Origin of the sequence: Salmonella sp. SJTUF15570, from assembly GCF_043357055.1 — a bacterium.
Taxonomy (GTDB): Bacteria; Pseudomonadota; Gammaproteobacteria; order Enterobacterales; family Enterobacteriaceae; genus Salmonella; species Salmonella enterica.
This window is the reverse complement of sequence record NZ_JBEUKJ010000009.1, coordinates 103,940-122,182: the sequence shown is the minus strand read 5'-3', so window position 1 is coordinate 122,182 and position 18,243 is coordinate 103,940. Positions and strand designations below refer to the sequence as shown.

Annotated in this window: 17 protein-coding genes and 2 pseudogenes; 8 read left to right on the top strand and 11 right to left on the bottom strand. The window is 53.4% G+C overall.

The genetic code is table 11. The features are described from left to right. The first annotated feature begins 167 nt into the window (after positions 1-167). The 3 genes from secM (at position 168) to mutT (ending at position 3,979) form a co-directional block, all read left to right on the top strand. Positions 168-665, top strand: coding sequence for a secA translation cis-regulator SecM (gene secM, locus ABVN44_RS17960; RefSeq protein ID WP_000014336.1), 498 nt, complete (start codon positions 168-170; stop codon positions 663-665). A gap of 61 nt (positions 666-726) precedes the next feature. After that, complete coding sequence (secA, locus tag ABVN44_RS17955; RefSeq protein WP_000905757.1) at positions 727-3,432, top strand: preprotein translocase subunit SecA; 2,706 nt, start codon at positions 727-729, stop codon at positions 3,430-3,432. A 151-nt stretch (positions 3,433-3,583) separates the two neighbouring features. Continuing rightward, positions 3,584-3,979: an 8-oxo-dGTP diphosphatase MutT gene (gene mutT, locus ABVN44_RS17950; protein ID WP_000736058.1), complete on the top strand. Its 396-nt coding sequence runs from the start codon at positions 3,584-3,586 to the stop codon at positions 3,977-3,979. A 33-nt stretch (positions 3,980-4,012) separates the two neighbouring features. Here the strand turns inward: mutT and ABVN44_RS17945 are convergent. Beyond that, positions 4,013-4,153 (bottom strand): annotated as a pseudogene (locus tag ABVN44_RS17945) (aldo/keto reductase); the annotation flags it as partial. Between the two features lie 35 nt (positions 4,154-4,188). Here ABVN44_RS17945 and ABVN44_RS17940 point away from each other — a divergent pair. Further along, positions 4,189-4,296, top strand: a pseudogene (locus ABVN44_RS17940) (LysR family transcriptional regulator); the annotation flags it as partial. Here the strand turns inward: ABVN44_RS17940 and yacG are convergent. From yacG to coaE, 3 genes are read right to left on the bottom strand one after another with little or no spacing between them, the layout of a single operon-like run. Next, entirely contained in the window at positions 4,293-4,484 is a 192-nt protein-coding gene (gene yacG / locus ABVN44_RS17935) for a DNA gyrase inhibitor YacG (RefSeq protein ID WP_001286419.1), read from the bottom strand. The pseudogene ABVN44_RS17940 and the gene yacG sit on opposite strands and share 4 nt — an antisense overlap. A 9-nt stretch (positions 4,485-4,493) precedes the next feature. Continuing rightward, complete coding sequence (gene zapD, locus ABVN44_RS17930) at positions 4,494-5,237, bottom strand: cell division protein ZapD (RefSeq protein WP_000557441.1); 744 nt, start codon at positions 5,235-5,237, stop codon at positions 4,494-4,496. Beyond that, positions 5,237-5,857: a dephospho-CoA kinase gene (gene coaE / locus ABVN44_RS17925; RefSeq protein WP_001270913.1), complete on the bottom strand. Its 621-nt coding sequence runs from the start codon at positions 5,855-5,857 to the stop codon at positions 5,237-5,239. Before coaE ends, zapD begins: the two co-directional genes overlap by 1 nt. A 225-nt stretch (positions 5,858-6,082) precedes the next feature. On the opposite strand from coaE, the gene ABVN44_RS17920 reads away from it, so the two are divergent. Further along, complete coding sequence (locus tag ABVN44_RS17920; RefSeq protein WP_001217365.1) at positions 6,083-7,126, top strand: GMP reductase; 1,044 nt, start codon at positions 6,083-6,085, stop codon at positions 7,124-7,126. A gap of 30 nt (positions 7,127-7,156) precedes the next feature. On the opposite strand, the gene hofC is transcribed toward ABVN44_RS17920, so the two are convergent. From hofC to nadC, 4 genes are all read right to left on the bottom strand, one after another. Beyond that, complete coding sequence (gene hofC / locus ABVN44_RS17915; protein WP_023232453.1) at positions 7,157-8,359, bottom strand: protein transport protein HofC; 1,203 nt, start codon at positions 8,357-8,359, stop codon at positions 7,157-7,159. Then, positions 8,349-9,734, bottom strand: coding sequence for a type II secretion system protein GspE (gene gspE, locus ABVN44_RS17910; RefSeq protein WP_023232454.1), 1,386 nt, complete (start codon positions 9,732-9,734; stop codon positions 8,349-8,351). Before gspE ends, hofC begins: the two co-directional genes overlap by 11 nt. 9 nt (positions 9,735-9,743) lie before the next feature. Further along, positions 9,744-10,181, bottom strand: coding sequence for a prepilin peptidase-dependent pilin (ppdD, locus tag ABVN44_RS17905; RefSeq protein WP_000414989.1), 438 nt, complete (start codon positions 10,179-10,181; stop codon positions 9,744-9,746). 221 nt (positions 10,182-10,402) lie between these two features. Continuing rightward, a complete protein-coding gene (gene nadC / locus ABVN44_RS17900) occupies positions 10,403-11,296 on the bottom strand; it encodes a carboxylating nicotinate-nucleotide diphosphorylase (protein WP_001135136.1) in 894 nt (297 codons plus the stop codon). Positions 11,297-11,383: 87 nt separating this feature from the next. Here nadC and ampD point away from each other — a divergent pair, with 87 nt between their 5' ends. Both ampD and ampE read left to right on the top strand, forming a co-directional pair. Then, a complete protein-coding gene (gene ampD, locus ABVN44_RS17895; protein ID WP_000936326.1) occupies positions 11,384-11,947 on the top strand; it encodes a 1,6-anhydro-N-acetylmuramyl-L-alanine amidase AmpD in 564 nt (187 codons plus the stop codon). Continuing rightward, positions 11,944-12,798: a beta-lactamase regulator AmpE gene (ampE, locus tag ABVN44_RS17890; RefSeq protein WP_000172039.1), complete on the top strand. Its 855-nt coding sequence runs from the start codon at positions 11,944-11,946 to the stop codon at positions 12,796-12,798. Before ampD ends, ampE begins: the two co-directional genes overlap by 4 nt. 91 nt (positions 12,799-12,889) lie before the next feature. Here ampE and ABVN44_RS17885 read toward each other — a convergent pair whose 3' ends face one another. The 3 genes from ABVN44_RS17885 to aroP form a co-directional block, all read right to left on the bottom strand. Beyond that, complete coding sequence (locus ABVN44_RS17885) at positions 12,890-13,840, bottom strand: family 43 glycosylhydrolase (protein WP_000024771.1); 951 nt, start codon at positions 13,838-13,840, stop codon at positions 12,890-12,892. After that, complete coding sequence (locus ABVN44_RS17880; protein WP_000357539.1) at positions 13,840-15,246, bottom strand: glycoside-pentoside-hexuronide (GPH):cation symporter; 1,407 nt, start codon at positions 15,244-15,246, stop codon at positions 13,840-13,842. The genes ABVN44_RS17885 and ABVN44_RS17880 overlap by 1 nt, the downstream gene beginning before the upstream one ends. A 163-nt stretch (positions 15,247-15,409) precedes the next feature. After that, on the bottom strand, positions 15,410-16,783 hold the full coding sequence (gene aroP / locus ABVN44_RS17875) for an aromatic amino acid transporter AroP (RefSeq protein WP_000969487.1): 1,374 nt from the start codon (positions 16,781-16,783) through the stop codon (positions 15,410-15,412). Between the two features lie 562 nt (positions 16,784-17,345). Here aroP and pdhR point away from each other — a divergent pair. Continuing rightward, on the top strand, positions 17,346-18,110 hold the full coding sequence (gene pdhR / locus ABVN44_RS17870; protein WP_000331771.1) for a pyruvate dehydrogenase complex transcriptional repressor PdhR: 765 nt from the start codon (positions 17,346-17,348) through the stop codon (positions 18,108-18,110). The last annotated feature ends 133 nt before the right edge of the window (positions 18,111-18,243 follow it).

The window sequence follows — 18,243 nt, the reverse complement described above, 5'->3', positions numbered from 1 at the left end:
TTTTGACAGGGTTAAATGGAAACACGGCGCGTTCGCTGTTTTCTTAGCCGATTTTCACCTTAGCTTCTCGTCATTACTGCTGTAGCGCGTACGCTTTAATGATAAGATTTGTGCGCAAATTGTTTTGATTCCGTAAGCCCATGAGGGGCATATCAGGTGGCAATGACGTGAGTGGAATACTGACGCGCTGGCGACAGTTAGGCAGACGATACTTCTGGCCGCATCTCTTATTAGGGATGGTCGCGGCGAGTTTTGGTTTGCCCGCGCTCAGTAACGCCGCTGAAACCAATACGCCTGCAAGGACGACCGCCAGCACCGCGTCTAAAGTTAACTTTAGCCATCTTGCGCTGTTAGAAGCCTCTAACCGTCGTCCCAATTTCACCGTAGATTACTGGCATCAGCACGCTATTCGCACGGTGATTCGCCACCTTTCTTTTGCAATGGCGCCGCAAACGCTGCCCGTTGCCGACGCGCCGTCGCCATTACAGGCGCATCATATCGCCTTACTGAATACGCTCAGCGCGATGCTCACGCAGGAGGGCACGCCGCCGGCGATTGTTCGCCGCCTCTCCCTGGCGTATTTTGCGCCACAAACCGCATTTAGCATCCCGGCCTGGATAAGTCAGGCGCAGGGTATCCGCGCCGGTCCGCAACGTCTCAGCTAACGAAAAAAGACCCTTTTACTTTATTTGTAGCTCCGCGGCGCGGGGCATTTGAGACTTTATTATGCTAATCAAATTATTAACCAAAGTATTCGGTAGCCGTAACGATCGTACGCTGCGTCGTATGCGTAAGGCCGTCAGCCTTATTAATGCGATGGAACCGGAGATGGAAAAACTCTCCGATGACGAACTGAAAGCGAAAACCAACGAATTTCGCGCCCGTATTGAAAAAGGCGAAAGCGTAGAGAGCCTGATTCCGGAAGCGTTCGCGGTGGTGCGTGAAGCCAGTAAACGCGTCTTTGGGATGCGTCACTTCGACGTTCAGCTATTGGGTGGTATGGTGCTCAACGATCGCTGTATCGCCGAAATGCGTACTGGTGAAGGTAAGACGCTGACCGCAACGCTGCCAGCCTACCTGAACGCGCTGTCCGGCAAAGGCGTTCATGTGGTAACCGTGAACGACTATCTGGCGCAGCGTGACGCCGAAAACAACCGTCCGCTATTCGAATTCCTCGGTATGTCCGTTGGTATCAACCTGCCAGGTATGCCTGCGCCAGCCAAACGTGAAGCTTACGCTGCCGACATCACTTACGGCACTAACAACGAATACGGTTTTGACTACCTGCGCGACAACATGGCGTTCAGCCCGGAAGAGCGCGTGCAGCGTAAACTGCATTATGCGCTGGTGGATGAGGTCGACTCCATCCTGATCGATGAAGCGCGTACGCCGCTGATTATTTCCGGCCCGGCGGAAGATAGCTCGGAAATGTACAAAAAAGTGAACAAAATCATTCCGCACCTGATTCGTCAGGAGAAAGAAGATTCTGACACTTTCCAGGGCGAAGGGCACTTCTCCGTTGATGAGAAAGCGCGCCAGGTTAACCTGACCGAACGCGGTCTGGTGCTGATTGAAGAGCTATTGGTGCAAGAAGGCATTATGGATGAAGGCGAGTCGCTCTACTCGCCTGGCAATATTATGCTGATGCATCACGTCACCGCCGCGCTGCGCGCGCACGCGCTGTTTACCCGTGACGTGGATTACATTGTGAAAGACGGCGAAGTCATCATTGTTGATGAACATACCGGTCGTACCATGCAGGGGCGTCGCTGGTCTGACGGTCTGCACCAGGCGGTAGAAGCGAAAGAAGGCGTTGAAATTCAGAATGAAAACCAGACGCTGGCGTCTATTACCTTCCAGAACTACTTCCGTCTGTATGAAAAGCTGGCCGGTATGACCGGTACGGCGGATACTGAAGCCTTCGAATTTAGTTCTATCTATAAGCTGGACACCGTCGTTGTTCCGACCAACCGTCCGATGATCCGTAAAGATTTGCCGGATCTGGTCTACATGACCGAAGCGGAAAAAATCCAGGCCATTATCGAAGATATTAAAGAGCGTACCGCGAACGGTCAGCCAGTGCTGGTCGGGACGATTTCTATCGAGAAATCTGAAGTGGTCTCCAGAGAGCTGACCAAAGCGGGCATCAAACATAACGTCCTGAACGCAAAATTCCACGCCAACGAAGCAGGCATCGTTGCGCAGGCTGGTTATCCAGCGGCGGTCACTATCGCTACTAACATGGCGGGTCGTGGTACCGATATTATGCTGGGCGGTAGCTGGCAGGCGGAAGTCGCCGCGCTGGAAGCGCCGACGGAAGAACAGATTGCGCAGATTAAAGCGGACTGGCAGGTACGCCATGACGCGGTTCTGGCTGCCGGCGGTCTGCATATCATTGGCACCGAGCGCCATGAATCCCGCCGTATCGACAACCAGCTGCGTGGCCGTTCCGGTCGCCAGGGCGATCCGGGTTCTTCCCGTTTCTACCTGTCGATGGAAGATGCGCTGATGCGTATTTTCGCCTCCGATCGTGTCTCCGGTATGATGCGTAAACTGGGGATGAAGCCGGGCGAAGCGATTGAGCACCCGTGGGTGACGAAAGCTATCGCTAACGCGCAGCGTAAAGTAGAAAGCCGTAACTTCGATATTCGTAAGCAACTGCTGGAATATGATGATGTGGCGAACGATCAGCGCCGTGCAATTTATACCCAGCGTAACGAACTGCTGGATGTGTCTGACGTGAGCGACACCATTAACAGCATTCGCGAAGATGTCTTTAAGGCGACTATCGACGCCTACATTCCGCCGCAGTCGCTGGAAGAGATGTGGGATATCCCGGGTTTGCAGGAACGCCTGAAAAACGACTTCGACCTGGAGATGCCGATTGCCGAATGGCTGGATAAAGAGCCGGAGCTGCATGAGGAGACGCTGCGTGAGCGCATCCTGGCGCAGTCCATCGAGGTGTATCAGCGTAAAGAAGAGGTGGTTGGCGCTGAAATGATGCGTCATTTCGAAAAAGGCGTGATGCTGCAAACGCTCGATTCCCTGTGGAAAGAGCATCTGGCGGCGATGGATTACCTGCGTCAGGGTATTCATCTGCGCGGCTATGCGCAAAAAGATCCGAAGCAGGAATACAAGCGCGAATCCTTCGCTATGTTCGCCGCGATGCTGGAATCGCTGAAATATGAAGTGATCAGTACCCTGAGCAAAGTCCAGGTACGTATGCCGGAAGAGGTCGAAGCGATGGAAATGCAGCGTCGCGAAGAGGCGGAGCGCCTGGCGCAGATGCAGCAGCTAAGCCATCAGGATGACGATACCGCCGTGGCTGCCGATCTGGCCGCCCAAACCGGCGAACGTAAGATTGGACGTAACGATCCTTGCCCTTGTGGTTCCGGTAAGAAATACAAACAGTGTCACGGTCGCCTGAGCTGATGCGATAAACTTACCGGCCTGATAAGACATAATGTGTTGCCATCAGGTCGGTGCTGGCATTATTGCCGAAGGGCGCTACGCTTATTCGGCCTGGCATTGAACACAGATAAAAAGGCGCAGGCGACTGCGCCTTTTTTATGGATGCAACAAGATGAAAAAACTGCAAATCGCGGTTGGGATTATCCGCAACCCGAACGACGAAATTTTTATTACCCGACGCGCCGCTGATGCGCATATGGCGAACAAGCTGGAATTTCCCGGCGGAAAAATTGAAGCCGACGAAACACCAGAGCAGGCGTTGATCCGGGAGCTACAGGAAGAGGTGGGGATTACGCCAACACAGGTGACATTATTCGACACTCTGGAATATCAATTCCCGGACCGACACATTACGCTGTGGTTTTGGCTGGTTGAACGCTGGGAGGGCGAACCGTGGGGGAAAGAAGGGCAGCCGGGACGGTGGATCGCGCAAAACGCGTTGAATACGGACGATTTTCCGCCGGCCAATGAACCGATTATTCGTAAATTACGCCAATTTGCGCCTTAGTGGGGGATCGCAACACGATCCCCATCGATCTTATTAGCGATTTAATGTCGACATAATTTCCGGCCAGTAGCGGGGGCCGGCCGCGGCGTCGTGAGGAAAAACCGCCTCAATTGCCGCCAGCTCCTGCGGGCTTAGGGTCAGTGATAACGCGCCAGGGTTTTCTGGCGCAGTGGCGGCTACGTTTCTGTTATAGCCTAATCTCGCCGGTTTATTGGTATTATCCCGGCCGCGCGCATATGGCGCCAAAACTACGCGTATTTATTGATTATTTTTGTCATAAGGCGATATTGCCGTCTCAACAGAGCCATCACCGTTAGCGCTCTTCGCTCCAGTCGTCGCTATCAGACTGGTCGCCGCTGCTGGCGATTCGTTTCTCTTCGGCGGCCCATTCGCCCAAATCAATTAACTGACAGCGTTTAGAACAAAATGGGCGGAAGGGGCTAATTTCCCCCCAGACGACCGGTTTACCGCAGGTCGGACAGTTTACGACGGTCACGTCAGACATTTTTACTCCTTAGCAACAGGCCAGTTCAAAATCAAGACGCTCCGGCACCAGACCATTTTCACTATCCAGCGGCATAAAGCGAATGGCAAAACGGCTCTTATGGCCGGAAATTTGCGGATAAAGTTGTGAATCGAGCGTCAGCATAAGACGCAGCAAATCGGCGTCGTCCCCGTTATCCTGATAAAAACCGTTCAGGCTGGTTTGCTTACGGAAAGGCGCTGAATTACGGATCAGATCAAGCACCAAAGTCAGCGCCTGGGTGAGGGGATTCAGGCTGGCAAGCCAGCTTTCAATCTGGGCGTCGCGCTGCGCCTGTTGTAGGTGCAACCAGATATGCAGAGTGGGTAAATCGAAACTGCAACAGCCGCCAGGAATACTTAGGCGTTGACGCACAAGGGCAATCAAGCGATCTTCGCGTAGCTGCTGGCCAATCCTCGGGGCGGAGATTAGCACGCTGCCCGCGGATTTTAACTGCTGGCGCAGGGCTTCAATACGGTCTTGATCGACGCCGGGAACCTCAACCCAGGCCTGTAATTTACGCTGCTGGCGCTCCAGTTCTTTCAGCAGTTCGGTACGGACTTCGCCCCGTTCGAACACATCCAGTAGATCGCTGATGTTACGGAAAAAATGCAGTGCGCCAGCATGGTCTGCAATTGGCAGGTTGATGGAGAGCTGTTGGATCAAAAACTCTATGCGCAGCCACGTACGCATCTTCTCATTGAGAGGGTGTTCAAATAGGACCTGGGTGTGCATTACGGTTTTTCCTGTGAGACAAACTGCGACGCGAGCTTAAGATAACTGGCGTGCAGGCGGGCCACATCTGATGCGATAGCATCCGGTGCGCCGTTATTATCAATAACATCGTCCGCCACGGCAAGGCGCGCTTCACGCGTCGCCTGCGCAGCGAGAATGTGTTCAACATGCTCGCGCGTAACATCATCACGCTGCATTGTGCGTATGAGCTGCGTTTCGGGCGTCACGTCAACCACCAGTACGCGGTTGGCTTTTTGATACAGCCTGTTTTCAACCAGCAGAGGCACAACCCATAACACATAGGGCGACGTAGCCTGTTGAAACTGTCGTTGGGTTTCCTGCTGAATTAAGGGATGAAGCAGAGCGTTAAGCCAGGCTTTTTCTTCCGGATGCGAAAAAATACGCTCACGCAGCGCCCGGCGACGTAACGTGCCGTCGGCGGCGATAAGTTCAGAACCAAAATGTTCCGCTATTGCGTTCAGGGCGGGCTGCCCTGGCTCAACCATCTGGCGCGCGATAATATCCGCGTCAATGACGGTTATTCCGAGGTCAGCGAAGGCATCAGCGACGGTACTTTTACCGCTGCCAATACCGCCGGTTAAGGCTACGGTATACCTCATATCTCCAGCTTCCGGAATTTTAGTTTGACAATCAAAAGGTTAAATTTTAAACATACAAAGACGATGCGCTCTGAGCATTAACCTACTATTCGCCAGGTAAATTTATGGGATTGTAACGTAAAAAAAGAGAATTTCGCAGTCTTGTACGGCCATGATTAGTGCGTATGATAGCGTCACTGGAGTTGTGAGTTTCGATTTTTCGCCATTAACCCCAGGAATCCGCACATGCGTATTGAAGAAGATCTGAAGTTAGGTTTCAAAGACGTTCTTATCCGTCCTAAACGTTCTACCCTCAAAAGCCGTTCCGATGTCGAACTGGAACGTCAATTCACCTTTAAACACTCAGGTCAGACCTGGTCTGGCGTACCGATTATTGCGGCCAATATGGATACCGTCGGGACGTTTGAAATGGCGCAAGCATTGGCCGGGTTTGATATTCTGACTGCTGTACATAAACATTATACCGTTGAAGAGTGGGCAGCTTTTATCAACACGGCTTCGGCTGATGTTCTCAAGCATGTGATGGTTTCCACCGGGACCTCTGATGCTGATTTCGAAAAAACCGTGCAGATTCTGGCGCTGAATCCTGCGCTGAACTTTGTCTGTATTGATGTGGCCAATGGCTATTCAGAACATTTTGTGCAGTTCGTCGCGAAAGCACGTGAAGCATGGCCGACAAAAACAATCTGCGCAGGCAATGTGGTAACGGGCGAGATGTGCGAAGAGCTTATCCTCTCCGGCGCCGATATCGTGAAAGTGGGAATTGGTCCTGGCTCCGTATGCACGACGCGTGTAAAAACCGGCGTTGGTTATCCGCAACTGTCGGCGGTTATCGAATGCGCTGACGCGGCGCATGGCCTGGGCGGCATGATCGTCAGCGATGGCGGCTGCACCATGCCAGGCGACGTAGCAAAAGCCTTCGGCGGCGGCGCGGATTTCGTTATGTTGGGCGGCATGCTGGCGGGTCACGAAGAGAGCGGCGGCAGCGTGGTAGAAGAGAACGGCGAGAAATTTATGCTGTTCTACGGCATGAGTTCGGAATCTGCGATGAACCGTCATGTCGGCGGCGTTGCGAAATACCGCGCGGCAGAAGGTAAAACGGTTAAATTGCCGCTGCGTGGGCCGGTGGGCAATACTGCCCGCGATATCCTGGGCGGTCTACGCTCAGCCTGCACTTATGTCGGCGCGTCTCGCCTGAAAGAGTTGACCAAACGCACCACCTTTATTCGGGTGCAGGAACAAGAAAACCGCATTTTCAATAGCCTCTAATATTCTGGCTGGCGTAAATGTGCGCCAGCCTTATCCCATCCCGCTCATCGCGTCTCCCAGATGAAAAATCGGCAAATACATCGCCACCACCAGCGTACCGATAATTAAGCCGGTGATGATCAATAACGCCGGTTCCAACAGCGACGCCAGATTATCGGCCAGCGCCAGCGTAGTTTCACTGTGGTGACGGGCAAGGTTATGCAGCATGATATCGAGTGAGCCGGACGCTTCGCCCGTTCTGACCAGTTGCAGGCATAGCGGACTAAATTCCTGGGTATTTTTTAGCGCCAACCAGACCGGATTGCCCGCGGCGATCTCCTGATGTACCTGCGTTAAACGCTGTGACCAGTAAGGGCAGCCGAGACTCTCGATAGCGCTTTCCAGCCCCTGAAGAAAAGGAATGCCTGCGCTTTGGGTCAATGCCAGTACGGTGAATATTTGCGCTAGTTTCTGGCCTCTTATCAGGCGACCCATAACGGGAAGCCGTAGCAGAAGTCGTTGCCGCTGCGCTTGCCAGGACGGTTTTTGTTTTACCCTGCGGTGAGCGATAGCAATGAGCATCGTCAGGAACAAGATGAGCCAACCCCATGTCGACCCCCATTGCGCTATCGCGATAATACCGCGCGTCAGAAGAGGGAGCGGGGTATTGAAGCTACGGTAAATGGCGGCAAATTCCGGCAGAACAAAGTGCAGCATGGCGAAAACGACCAGGGCGGCCATTGTCAGAATAATGACGGGATAGCGCAGCGCCTTTTTCACGCTAACCGTAATCTGCCGTTGCGCTTTTTGCTGACGAGCCAGTTCAAAGCAGCATTCGGCCAGTTTGCCGGTCAGTTCTCCGGTGCGGATCATCGTCTGGTAGAGCGGCGGAAATACCTGCGGCCAGGAGACTAATGCGCTGGAAAAAGGGACGCCCTGTTCAAGCTCGTGAGCCAGCGTGCGCAACAGCGCTTGCCATTGTCGGTGTGGATGCTGTTGCGCAAGGAGTTCCAGCCCTTCAGAAAGCGTCAGCCCGGCATGAATGAGCGTGGCCAACTGATGAATAATTTCAGCGCTTTGCTCTTCTTTCCACAGTGCGGCGTTAACGCCCATGCGCTTGATACGAAGCGGCATAATGCGCTGATGTTGCAGGGTGATGATCAGCGCCAGACGATTGTCCACCCATATAACGTCTTGTTCCAGTTGACCTTTATCGTTAACGCCTTGCCAGCGCCAGAGCTGTTTAACGCTCATGGGGCATTCCCAGAACGCGCAGTATCTCTTCAAAGGACGTCATGCCTTGTTCAACGGCGCGACAGCCATTTTCAAAAAGCGTCCCTGTACCGGTCTGTTGGAGGTGGGCTTCCAGTGCTTGCGCCGATGCGCCGCTCGCAATTAACTGACGTAATGCCGGGGTAACGGTTAACACTTCGAATAACGCGGTTCGGCCATAAAAGCCGTGGTAGCAATGCTGACAGCCGTTTGCCTGCCAGCGCGGTAGCGCGCTGGGCCAAAGATTGGGCGATAGCACCACGGGATCGCTCAGACGCTGTTTGCAGTGCGGGCAAAGCTTCCTTACCAGGCGTTGCGCTACCACCAGCGTAAGCGCCGATGAGATCATCCAGCGTGCTACGCCCATTTGCTGCAAACGTATCAGGGTTTCGCTGGTGGAGTTCGTATGGAGCGTTGAAAGTACCAGATGGCCCGTTTGTGCCGCCTTAATGGCGATTTCTGCGGTGTCGCCGTCACGAATTTCACCTACCATGATGATGTCAGGGTCCTGGCGTAAAAGCGCGCGCAGCACATTTTGAAAGGTGAGCCCGGCGCGGGGATGGATCTGCGTCTGGTTAATCCCATCCAGTGGAATTTCTATCGGATCCTCAACGCTACAGAGGTTGATACCCGGCGTATTCCGGGTTTGTAGCGCGCTGTATAGCGTGACCGTTTTTCCGCTACCGGTGGGGCCAGTCACCAGTACCAGCCCCTGAGGTTGCTGTAGGGCTTGTCTAAAAGCGGTAAGTTGTGCCCCGTACATGCCCAGCGTGTCCAGATCCAGCGTTTGTTCAACCTGATGCAACAACCGTAAGACGACTTTTTCGCCTTCTTTACAGGGAAGCGTGGCGATACGAAAAGAGATGCTGTCTCCCGTCAGGTCAACGGTAAATTGCCCGTCCTGCGGCAGCCGATGTTCAGCGATGTCCAAATTTCCCAGGACTTTCAATCTGGCCGTCAGCGCAAGCCCCGTCTCTTTGGCGATGTCCTGCAGAATATGAAGAACACCATCGATGCGGAGCCTTATCCGGTAGCGGCTGGCGCCTGGTTCGAGATGGATATCAGAGGCGCGTTTCGCCATCGCCGAGCGTAATATCTGATTGAGAAGCTGGGCCGCGGTTTCTCCGCCTTTCGCGGCGTTTGCCGAGGGTGCCTGATCCGGCTTATGCCGATGATTTTCCATTTGCTGGCGAGTCCAGCACACAATATCAATCTGTTTTTGCGTGGCGAAATGCAGAGCGTCCAGTAACGCATGAGAGGGCGCGTCGACCACCGCAACAGTGATACTGTTGCTGGCGCTATTGATCAGTACAGCCTGATGACGTTGACACAAGGTATTGAGCTGAGCGTCTTTCATCTTGTCTCCTTAGTTGGCGTCAAAACGGAAGACATCTTCACAAGCCTGTTGTAACGCGCTGTCGCTTTGAATATTGCAGTTACGCGTCCAGCCGGTAATGCCGTTAGCATTGTCCCAGGCGGGCGTCATGATGACGCTAAGCCCGCTCAGACTCTCCTGGCCGGTAAGCGTGATGACGCCTTTTTCCACGCTCATGCCCGAAACATAACGGGTGATAACGGGCGAGGGGATACCGTTGACGCCCGCATCGCATGTGCTCGTCCCTCCATGTTCCAGAGCGCAGAGTTCGACGGCGGTACGGTAGGGGACAAACGTTTGCAACATATCCGTCAGCGCCGCTTTACGCAGATAGTTCTGGTAAGCCGGAATGCCAATGGCGCTTAAAATGGCGATGATGCCAATAACGACCATCAGTTCGATAAGCGTGAAACCGCGTTGTTTTTCCATTGTTCGCTCCTTGAGTTAGCTGGCGCTACTGTGGCAAACGAGGAAAGAGCAGGCGAGCGGCAAAAGGTAAAATGGGAAGGCGGATTCTGAAGATTTTCGCTGCGTTACATGACACGGCAACGTTATTGCGAGGCGCTACGAATATTTTACCGAATCACGACGCGGATCTACGGACAGGTGATTTATAGACCCGACGGCGCAGCGCCATCGGGTGGAGAGGATCAGCGAAAACGCATGGAGAGATCGAGCGCGCGTACGTGCTTGGTCAGCGCGCCAACGGAGATGAAATCCACCCCGGTTTCAGCAAATTCGCGTAAGGTTTCCGCGGTGACGTTGCCGGATACTTCCAGCCGCGCCTGGCCGTTGACGCGTTTCACCGCCTCGCGCATCTGGTCGGTGTTGAAATTATCCAGCATGATAATATCCGCGCCTGCTTTCAGCGCATCGTCCAGTTCATCCAGATTTTCGACCTCGACTTCTACCGGCACGTCCGGATGTAGCCAGAACGCTTTTTCCACCGCCTGACGAACCGAACCGGAGGCGATGATATGGTTTTCTTTAATCAGGAACGCGTCAGTGAGGCCCAGACGATGATTGGCGCCGCCGCCGCATAAAACCGCATATTTGAGCGCGGTGCGCAGACCCGGCAGCGTTTTACGCGTGTCGAGCAACTGGGTTTGGGTGCCAGCCAGCAGTCCAACGTAGCGGCGTACTTCACTGGCGACGCCGGAAAGGGTCTGGACAAAGTTTAGCGCCGTGCGCTCGCCGGTCAGCAATACGCGAGCGGGACCGTTCAGTTCAAACACTGTTTGGTTGGCATGAATGGCGTCGCCGTCATCGACATGCCAGGTGAGGCGCACATCATCGCCCGCCAGTTGGATGAAGACCTCTTCAACCCAGCGCTTGCCGCAGAAAACGCCGTCTTCACGAGTGATCACCGTGGCATGGGCTTGCGTATCTGCCGGCAAAAGTTGCGCGGTGATATCGTTGCCAGCATCGACTTCTCCACCTAAATCTTCACGCAGCGCCTGAGCAACGGCGGCAGGGATATCGAGATTAATGCGTTCCAGTAGCGCGTCACGTCGGTCGTCTGGGTTATAACGGCGAGGCGGCATGATAAAACTCCAAATTGCTAACGAATCATAAGGTAGAAACATGCTACTCTGAAGCAGCTATAAGCACCACTCAAAAGGAGACTCTGCATGTTGCCAGATAAGGGTTGGTTGGTAGAGGCGCGACGCGTCCCTTCTCCGCATTATGATTGCCGTCCGGATGACGAAAAACCGTCCTTGCTGGTGGTGCATAATATTAGCCTGCCCCCCGGCGAGTTTGGCGGTCCGTGGATCGATGCATTATTCACCGGAACGATAGATCCAGACGCCCATCCTTTTTTTGCAGAAATCGCTCATCTTCGTGTTTCGGCCCATTGTCTGATTCGTCGCGACGGTGAAATCGTTCAGTATGTGCCTTTTGATAAGCGTGCGTGGCATGCGGGCGTGTCAAACTATCAGGGGCGGGAACGTTGTAATGATTTCTCCATTGGTATTGAGCTGGAGGGGACGGATACGCTGGCTTATACCGATGCGCAGTATCAGCAGCTAGCCGCCGTGACGCGCACGCTTATCGCTTGCTATCCGGCGATCGCCGACAATATGACCGGACACTGCAACATTGCGCCTGACCGCAAAACGGACCCTGGCCCTGCCTTTGACTGGCCGCGCTTTCGCGCTTTGGTAGCCCTCTCGTCGCACAAGGAGATGACATGACGCTGTTTACGACATTACTGGTGCTGATTGTCGAGCGCCTGTTTAAGCTGGGCGAGCACTGGCAGCTCGATCATCGGCTGGAGGCGCTATTCCGTCGGATTACGCATTTTTCGATGTTGCGCACGATGGGAATGACGGCGATCGCGATGGTGGTGACTTTTCTACTGCTCCAGGCGTTAAAAGGGCTGCTATTTAACGTGCCGACGCTGGTGGTGTGGATTCTCCTGGGCGTGCTGTGTATCGGCGCGGGCAAAGTGCGAGTACATTATCACGCCTGGCTGAAAGCGGCGTCCCGTAACGATCCGCATCCTTGCGAGGCGATGGCCAGCGAGCTTACGCTGATTCACGGCGTGCCGCCGGATTGTAATGAGCGTGAATTTTTGCGTGAGCTGCAAAATGCGTTGTTATGGATAAATTTCCGTTTTTACCTCGCACCGCTATTTTGGTTTATCGTTGGCGGTCCATGGGGGCCGGTAACGCTGGTGGGCTATGCGTTTTTACGGGCCTGGCAGACCTGGCTGGCGCGCTATCAGACGCCGCACCAACGTTTGCAATCCGGCATTGACGCTATTCTTCATGTGCTGGACTGGATTCCGGTACGTCTGGCGGGCGTAGTGTATGCATTACTGGGGCATGGCGAGAAAGCGTTGCCGGCCTGGTTTGCCTCGCTGGCGGATCTGCATACTTCGCAATATCAGGTGCTCACACGTCTGGCGCAGTTCTCACTGGCGCGCGAACCGCATACTGACAAAGTAGAAACCCCCAAAGCGGCGGTGTCGATGGCGAAGAAGGCCTCGTTTGTGGTGGTGGTGATTATTGCGTTGCTCACCATTTATGGGGCATTAGTGTAGCGTTGTGCCGATGGCACTAACGCTTATGCTGCCTACAATGGAAAAATCTGTAGGCCCGGTAAGCGTTAGCGCCACCGGGCAGTGCAACGGCTTAGATCGTATCGGCTGGCGGCACGCCAAAATCAGGCATCCCGTTTTCGTCCCAGCGCACCCGTTTCAGACGCGTATGGCGGTTGGGATCGTACAACGGATCGCCTTCAATTTCGGTGTAATTTCTCGCGTGGTACACCAGTACATCTTCACCTTCCGGCGTTTGCGTAAAGCTGTTATGTCCCGGCCCATACTGGCGATTTTCATAGCTGGTGGTAAAGACCGGGCGCGGTGATTTATGCCAGTTGGCCGGATCGCGCGGATCGTCGTTTACGTTAATCCACAGTAACCCCATACAGTAGTTTTCATCGGTGGCGCTGGCCGAATAGCTGATAAACAGCTTGTCGCCATGCACCACGACGGCCGGACCTTCGTTAACCCAAAAACCCCGACACTCCCAGTCGTACTCTGGCTTACTGAGTCTTACCGGCTCGCCTTTAAGAGTCCACGGGTTTTCCAGTTCAGCCAGATAAATATTTGAGTTACCGGCAATATCCGGCGCTTTTTGCGCCCACAGATACCACTGCTTTCCCTGATGATAAAAAGTGGTGGCATCGAGGGCGAAGGTATCAAACGGTGTTTTAATCTGACCTTTCTCCGTCCACTTGCCGGTGAGAGGGTCGGCATCGGCGCACTCCAGGGCAAACATACGGTGCTGGAACATTCCCAGCTTATCAAGCGCTTGAGTATGGGTAGCGGCAAAATAGATGTACCACTTGCCGTTGATGCGGTGCATTTCCGGTGCCCAGATGAGCTGGCTCATCGGGCCGCTTTCCGGTTTGCGCCAGACGACAACGGGGTCGGCGGCGCGCAACCCTTCCAGCGAATCAGCCCGGCGGATTTCCAGCCTGTCATATTCCGGTACGGAGGCAATAAAGTAGTAATCGCTGCCGTCGCGTAAAATAAACGGATCGGCACGTTGTTCAATAAACGGGTTTGGCCAGTTTGCCATCAGGCTTTCCTTACGCTTTCAGCGGCTTTGAGCTCCTGCAACTCACTCAATTCGCGGTAATTAGTGCGACGTTTTTCCAAATCGTCCTGGATTTTTTTCATCAGTTCACGGTCAACTTTCAGCAGACGTACCACGCCTGCGGTAATCAGATATCCAACGCCGGGGATAACGGTAAACAACAGCATAATACCGTTCATCGCCGAGGCGCTTTGCGCTTTGGCGCTGGCGTCATAACCGTACCAGGAGAGCAAAAAGCCGACCATCGCCCCGGCAATCGCCAGGCCCAGTTTCAGGAAGAACAGATTACCGGAGAAGCTAATACCGGTAATGCGTTTGCCGGTTTTCCATTCGCCGTAATCATCGACGTCCGCCATCAGCGACCAGTGCAACGGGGAAGGGATCTGATGCAGAATATTGAGCAGAAAGTAGAGCGCCACTATCATCACGGTAGCTTTCGGATCAAAGAAATAGAACGCGCAGGAGAAAATCGCCAGCGCGATATTGGTCCAGAAAAATACCTTCAATTTACACCAGCGATCGGTTAAGACTTTTGCCAGCATACTGCCGATCATCATACCGACCACGCCAAGGCTAATAAAAAGCGTAGCGAAATGGGTGCTTTGTCCCATCACCCAGGTGACGTAATACATGGTCGCCGCCATACGGATAAACCCCGGGCAGACGTTACATAAGGTCAATAGCAGAATGCGTACCCACTGATCGTTTTTCCACACGTCTTTGAAATCATTCTTCATATCATCGTGCGTCGGAACGGCAGGGCGAACGCGTTCGCGGACGCTGGCAAAGCAGAACAGAAACATACCCATGCCGATAATCGCCAGCACGGTCATCGCCAACTGATAGCCTTTGGCTTTGTCGCCGCCGCCAAACCAGTCCACCATCGGCAATAGCGTTAACGATAGCAACAGCGTCGCGATGCCGACTAACACGAAGCGATAAGCCTGACAGGCCACGCGCTCTTTTGGATCATTGGTGATCACGCCGCCCAGTGAGCAATAGGGAATATTGATGGCGGTGTAGGTCACAGAAAGCAGAAAATAGGTGACGAAAGCATAGACAACTTTGCTGTTATAGCCCCAGTCCGGCGTCGTGAACATCAGCACGCTGAACAGCGCGTAGGGAAATGCAATCCACAGTAGCCAGGGGCGGAAACGACCATATTTACTTTGGGTACGATCGGCAAGCGCGCCCATCACCGGATCGGTAACGGCATCGATAACGCGTACTGAAAGGAGTAAAACACCGACTAACGCCGGGGCAAGACCAAAAATATCCGTATAAAAATAATTAACAAACAGCATGATAGCGCCAAAAATAATGTTACATCCGGCGTCGCCCATGCCATACCCGATTTTCTCTCTTACCGAAAGTCTGCCCTTATCCATTGAGACTTCTCCCCATCAGATGATGGCGGTAATTATTCGCCTGCGAGCTTTTATTTGCGTAGCAGGATCACGCCGCTGATATGGATAAAATGGTTATACGTGGGAAACTGTGAGGCAGATAACACCCTCCCCGGACGGGGAGGGCGGAAAAGTAATGCCACGATCAGTGGGCTTTCACCGTTTTTGCCGTTTTTTCTTTACACAGGTAGCCGACGCCCAGGATGAGCAGCCATACCGGAATCAGCCACACGGAGATCGCCATACCTGGCGTCATCAGCATAATGATCAATACCGCCGCCATAAACAGCAGGCAGAGAACGTTGCCGAACGGATAAAACAGGGCCGGGAAGCGGGTTTTCACGCCTTGCTGCTGTTTCGCGCGACGGAACATCATATGGGCAAGGCTAATCATCGCCCAGTTAATGACCAGCGCGGAGACCACCAGCGCCATCAGCAGTCCGAATGCGGACTCTGGAGCCAGGTAGTTGAGCAGCACGCACAACGCCGTCACGACGGCGGAAACCAAAATGGAGCTCACCGGCACGCCGCGTTTATCGACGTTCAGCAGCGCTTTCGGCGCATTTCCCTGCTGGGCCAGACCGAACAGCATACGGCTGTTGCAGTAAACGCAGCTGTTATAAACCGATAGCGCGGCGGTGAGAACCACGATATTCAGCGCATTGGCGACAAACGTATCGCCCAGCTCATGGAAGATAAGAACAAACGGGCTGGTATCGGCGGTGACGCGAGTCCATGGCAGCAGCGAAAGCAGAACCGCCAGCGAGCCGATATAAAAAATCAGGATGCGATAGATAACCTGATTGGTGGCTTTGGGAATGCTCTGTTCCGGGTTATCGGCTTCAGCGGCGGTGATCCCTACCAGCTCCAGTCCGCCGAACGAAAACATAATAATGGCCATCATCATCACCAGCCCGGTCCAGCCATGCGGCAGAAAGCCGCCCTGTTCCCACAGGTTGCGCACGGTGGCCTGCGGACCAGCGGTATCGCTGAAAAGTAACCACGCGCCGAACAGAATCATAGCGATGACGGCGATCACTTTAATAATGGCGAACCAAAACTCCATCTCACCGAACACTTTAACGTTGGTCAGGTTGATGGCGTTGATAATCACAAAGAAGGCTGCCGCAGAAGCCCAGGTGGGGATCTCCGGATACCAGAACTGGATATATTTACCCACTGCGGTCAGTTCCGCCATGGCAACTAATACGTACAGCACCCAGTAGTTCCAGCCGGAAGCGAATCCGGCAAAGCCGCCCCAGTATTTATAGGCGAAGTGGCTAAAAGAGCCAGCGACCGGTTCTTCAACCACCATCTCTCCCAGCTGGCGCATAATCAGAAAGGCAATAAAGCCTGCAATCGCATAGCCCAGGATAATTCCTGGCCCCGCCGACTGAATAACGGAGGCGCTTCCCAGGAACAAGCCTGTCCCTATCGCGCCGCCCAATGCGATAAGCTGAATATGGCGGTTTTTCAGGCCGCGCTTGAGCTGCTCGCCGTGCTGCTGACTGTCCATCATAAAACCTCGTGTATCGGGCGCGGTTTATTCATAACGCGCTTATTTTGAACGATGCAGTAGTGCGTGTGTAAGTTTGCAATTCCGCTTTTTGTATTGATTTATTTACAGGTTCGTTTTTTTAAATGTCACTTCAACTCTTTCGTCTTGATCAGAATAATGGTATGTGGCCGCGAATGCACCTGCTTTGTGCAGGGGTGATGACGAGTTGCGTAAAAAGAAAGCACTTGTAAATACCTCCTTTTATTTTCCCTTACAAAGGTTGATTTATTTTTATTCATTATTTATGCATAAAAATGCATTTAATCTGCTGCTGAATCGGTTCAGATGAGATTTTTTATCGTTTCAAATACGTTAAATCTACCTCCTGGTGGGTAAATTTAACATTTGTGCACAGTTACAGTTTTGAAACATGATTTCTGTAAAATTGTTAAAATGTGCCTCCTTTACTGATTTCAATCAAAACCTGTATGGACAGAAGGTGAATACTTTGTTACTTTAGCGTCACAGACATGAAATTGGTAAGACCAATTGACTCCGGGCAAATGGCTTAAGACAGGAAATCATGGCCTACAGCAAAATCCGCCAACCAAAACTCTCCGATGTGATCGAGCAGCAGCTGGAGTTTTTAATCCTTGAGGGAACATTGCGTCCCGGAGAAAAACTCCCACCGGAACGTGAACTGGCAAAACAGTTCGACGTCTCCCGTCCCTCCTTGCGCGAGGCGATTCAACGTCTCGAAGCGAAGGGATTGTTGCTTCGTCGCCAGGGCGGCGGAACCTTCGTGCAGAGCAGCCTGTGGCAGAGCTTTAGCGACCCGCTGGTGGAACTGCTCTCCGATCACCCTGAATCCCAGTTTGACCTGCTCGAAACGCGCCATGCGCTGGAAGGCATTGCGGCTTATTACGCGGCGCTGCGCAGCACCGACGAAGATAAAGACCGTATTCGCGAGCTGCACCATGCCATTGAGCTGGCGCAAGAGTCCGGCGATCTGGATGCCGAGTCCGAAGCCGTGCTCCAGTATCAAATCGCCGTCACCGAAGCGGCGCACAACGTGGTATTGCTTCATCTGCTAAGGTGTATGGAGCCGATGCTGGCGCAAAATGTGCGGCAGAACTTCGAATTGCTGTATGCGCGTCGGGAGATGCTGCCGCTGGTGAGTACGCATCGCACCCGTATATTTGAAGCCATTATGGCCGGAAAACCAGAAGAAGCGCGTGAAGCGTCACACCGACATCTGGCGTTTATCGAAGAGATTATGCTGGACAGAAGCCGTGAGGAGAGCCGTCGTGAACGCGCTTTACGCCGCCTGGAACAGCGCAAGAATTAGTTTTTTCTGGCAGAACGTTAACCAGAAGATGTTGTGAATAAAGCGCAAAAATGTGCGCGGCAACTAAATGCCAGGCCCATAAGGCTATTTTATTTGCCATTTTGGTCCTGGGCAGTGCTCACAATCCTCACGT

Coding starts and splice junctions, on each gene's coding strand:
- secA (WP_000905757.1), top strand. CDS start 727: ATGCTAATCAAATTATTAACCAAAGTATTCGGTAGCCGTAACGATCGT.
- mutT (WP_000736058.1), top strand. CDS start 3,584: ATGAAAAAACTGCAAATCGCGGTTGGGATTATCCGCAACCCGAACGAC.
- yacG (WP_001286419.1), bottom strand. CDS start 4,484: ATGTCTGACGTGACCGTCGTAAACTGTCCGACCTGCGGTAAACCGGTC.
- zapD (WP_000557441.1), bottom strand. CDS start 5,237: ATGCACACCCAGGTCCTATTTGAACACCCTCTCAATGAGAAGATGCGT.
- coaE (WP_001270913.1), bottom strand. CDS start 5,857: ATGAGGTATACCGTAGCCTTAACCGGCGGTATTGGCAGCGGTAAAAGT.
- ABVN44_RS17920 (WP_001217365.1), top strand. CDS start 6,083: ATGCGTATTGAAGAAGATCTGAAGTTAGGTTTCAAAGACGTTCTTATC.
- hofC (WP_023232453.1), bottom strand. CDS start 8,359: ATGAGCGTTAAACAGCTCTGGCGCTGGCAAGGCGTTAACGATAAAGGT.
- gspE (WP_023232454.1), bottom strand. CDS start 9,734: ATGAAAGACGCTCAGCTCAATACCTTGTGTCAACGTCATCAGGCTGTA.
- ppdD (WP_000414989.1), bottom strand. CDS start 10,181: ATGGAAAAACAACGCGGTTTCACGCTTATCGAACTGATGGTCGTTATT.
- nadC (WP_001135136.1), bottom strand. CDS start 11,296: ATGCCGCCTCGCCGTTATAACCCAGACGACCGACGTGACGCGCTACTG.
- ampD (WP_000936326.1), top strand. CDS start 11,384: ATGTTGCCAGATAAGGGTTGGTTGGTAGAGGCGCGACGCGTCCCTTCT.
- ampE (WP_000172039.1), top strand. CDS start 11,944: ATGACGCTGTTTACGACATTACTGGTGCTGATTGTCGAGCGCCTGTTT.
- ABVN44_RS17885 (WP_000024771.1), bottom strand. CDS start 13,840: ATGGCAAACTGGCCAAACCCGTTTATTGAACAACGTGCCGATCCGTTT.
- ABVN44_RS17880 (WP_000357539.1), bottom strand. CDS start 15,246: ATGGATAAGGGCAGACTTTCGGTAAGAGAGAAAATCGGGTATGGCATG.
- aroP (WP_000969487.1), bottom strand. CDS start 16,783: ATGATGGACAGTCAGCAGCACGGCGAGCAGCTCAAGCGCGGCCTGAAA.
- pdhR (WP_000331771.1), top strand. CDS start 17,346: ATGGCCTACAGCAAAATCCGCCAACCAAAACTCTCCGATGTGATCGAG.